The 2500-nt window shown below is 49.6% G+C and carries 3 protein-coding genes; 2 read left to right on the top strand and 1 reads right to left on the bottom strand.

The genetic code is table 11. The features are described 5' to 3' along the window. Positions 1–302, bottom strand: a 302-nt coding sequence (locus tag ACEW8P_RS08420; protein ID WP_373512642.1) for an AAA family ATPase, incomplete at its 3' end; no start/stop codon positions are given. A 163-nt stretch (positions 303–465) separates the two neighbouring features. On the opposite strand from ACEW8P_RS08420, the gene pdhA reads away from it, so the two are divergent. Together pdhA and ACEW8P_RS08410 are read left to right on the top strand one after the other, a co-directional pair. After that, positions 466–1521: a pyruvate dehydrogenase (acetyl-transferring) E1 component subunit alpha gene (pdhA, locus tag ACEW8P_RS08415; protein ID WP_373512641.1), complete on the top strand. Its 1056-nt coding sequence runs from the start codon at positions 466–468 to the stop codon at positions 1519–1521. A gap of 213 nt (positions 1522–1734) precedes the next feature. Then, positions 1735–2436, top strand: coding sequence for a tol-pal system YbgF family protein (locus ACEW8P_RS08410; RefSeq protein WP_373512640.1), 702 nt, complete (start codon positions 1735–1737; stop codon positions 2434–2436). The last annotated feature ends 64 nt before the right edge of the window (positions 2437–2500 follow it).

The following is a 2500-nucleotide window of genomic DNA, read 5'->3' as shown; positions in this document are numbered from 1 at the left end:
GCCTTCTTGTCTGACATCATCACCTTGCGCTGTCCTCGCGGCAGACTGCAGGTGATTTGGACATGCCCGGCATGTTGATGAAAAACCCCGTCCAGTACGAAAAAATCGGCCTCGTGGCGGATGCTGAGAGCATCCTGATTTTGAAAGGCACTCTTGGTCAGGGCCAGAAAATAGATGGCATCCAGCAGGTTGGTTTTTCCGCTACCGTTCTCCCCGACCAGGCAATTAACCCGCTCGCCGAACGTAAAACTGCCCTCTTCGTAGCTTTTAAAATACGTGAGGTGAAGTTTTTCGAGCCACATGCCTTTCTTTGTTAGGGAGTTTATTGCTACTTTCGCAGTTCAAGCGGCGCAAAAACCGCCCGAATCAGGGTTCTAACCCAACAATTACAAAGATGTAAAGTTCCTGAATGGAAAGCAGCCGCCCCATTCGTAATTCATCATTCATAACTCATCATTAAAATAGATGGCCACCGCAAAAGAAAAGAAAGCCCCCGCTAAAAAGGAAGCGTCAAAAAAGGAAACGGCTCCGAAATTGCAGTACTCCAAGGAACGCTACATGTTCTGGTACGAAAATATGCTGCTGCAACGCCGTTTCGAAGAAAAGGCAGGGCAACTATACGGCCAACAAAAAATCCGGGGTTTCTGCCACCTCTATATAGGACAGGAAGCCTGCTCGTCGGGAACAGCCACTGCCCTCACGCCCGATGATAAGTACATCACCGCCTATCGCGACCATGGTATGCCTTTGGCGCTGGGCACCAGCCCAAACGCCATCATGGCCGAACTTTTCGGTAAAGAGACTGGAACGACCAAAGGCAAGGGCGGTTCGATGCACATCTTTGACAAAGAGCGTAATTTCATGGGCGGCCACGGTATCGTGGGCGCGCAGATTCCGTTGGGCGCGGGTATTGCCTTTGCGGAACAATACAACGAGACGGGCAACGTCTGCATTTGCTTCTTCGGTGATGGAGCTGTGCGGCAGGGGGCTTTTCATGAGGCCCTGAACATGGCCATGACCTGGAAACTACCCGTGATTTTCGTGGTTGAAAACAACGGCTACGCCATGGGTACTTCCGTAGGGCGCTCTTCTAACGTTACCGAACTTTACACGCTGGGCGAAGCCTACGACATCCCGTCCGAACCCGTAGATGGCATGAACGTCGAGGCGATTCACGAAGCCGTGAGCCGTGCCGCTGAACGAGCCCGCAAGGGCGACGGGCCGACCTACCTCGAATTCCGCACTTATCGCTACCGCGGCCACTCGATGTCGGACCCGCAGAAGTACCGCACCAAGGAAGAAGTGGAAGAATATAAGCTACGCGACCCCATCGAAAATGTGAAGCAGGTGATCCTAAAACACAATTTTGCGACGGAAGAAGAACTGGATGCCATCGACAAAGGAATCAAAGCCACCGTGGCCGAAGCCGTCAAATTCGCCGATGAGTCCGACTTCCCCGACGCTAAGGAAGCTTATACCGACGTGTACGCGCAGGAAGACTATCCGTTTATTATGGAGTAAAAGGTTGTTGAATCGTGGAACTGTTGAATTGTGTAATTGATGTTGATCTGTCTGTTTGTTGAAATGATTTAACACAGGGACGGTTAATTCAAGTGTGTTGTGTAACGTTTGACAATTACGCAACACAACAAAAAACATGAATTCAACGATTACACGATTAAACAATTACACATCTTTTCCCTACCTTTGCGTTCCAAAAATGAACCATTACGCATGAGCAAGAAAAATACGGCTAACTCTGGGGTCGAAATCATCGAAAGCCCGGAAGCGCTGGCGAGTCAGATCAGCAAGGCCGAAATCTTCTTTATTAAATACAAAAAGGCCCTTATCGGGGTAGCCGTTGCCATTGTGGTGGTAGTGTTATGCTTCGCCGCTTACCGTTTTTACATTGATAGCCAAGAAAGTACGGCGCAAAGTGCTTTATCGAATGTCGTGTACGACATGGAGGCCGATTCTACGAATCGGGCGTTAAATGGCAGTGGCGGCAACGAAGGTCTGCTGGCGATTGCCGACAACTACCCTGGCACCGACGCGGCCAACCTCGCCCATTTGTACGCAGGTATCGCTCTAATGAAGGAAGGGAAGTTTGACAATGCCATCGAGCATTTGAAATCTTTCAGTTCATCGGATTTGCTGGTACAAGGGCGTGCTTATGCTTTGACGGGTGATGCTTACATGGAGAAAAATCAGCCGGAAGAGGCCGTCAGCTACTACAAAAAAGCAGCGGACTATAAATCGAACGAGTTTTTTACGCCTGTGTATCTGATGAAGTTGGGCATAGCGCAGGAAAAAGCCAAACAGCCTAAGGACGCTATCACTTCCTACGGAAAAATTGTCGAGGAGTACCCTATGTCGGCTGAGGTGACCAACGCCAAGAAATATAAAGGACTACTCGAAGGGGAAGTCGGCGAGTAATGGGTGACCATTGCCTTCCTGAAAAAGGATAAAGCCGACTACGGTTTTATCCTTTTTTTTTACG

The sequence above is a fragment of the Persicitalea sp. genome (genome assembly GCF_041751555.1).
Taxonomy (GTDB): Bacteria; Bacteroidota; Bacteroidia; order Cytophagales; family Spirosomataceae; genus Persicitalea.
The sequence above is the reverse complement of the archived record's forward strand: the minus strand, read 5'-3'. Positions and strand labels throughout refer to the sequence as shown.

Excerpts from the sequence above, each read along its gene's own strand:
- pdhA (WP_373512641.1), top strand. The coding sequence starts at position 466 with ATGGCCACCGCAAAAGAAAAGAAAGCCCCCGCTAAAAAGGAAGCGTCA.
- ACEW8P_RS08410 (WP_373512640.1), top strand. The coding sequence starts at position 1,735 with ATGAGCAAGAAAAATACGGCTAACTCTGGGGTCGAAATCATCGAAAGC.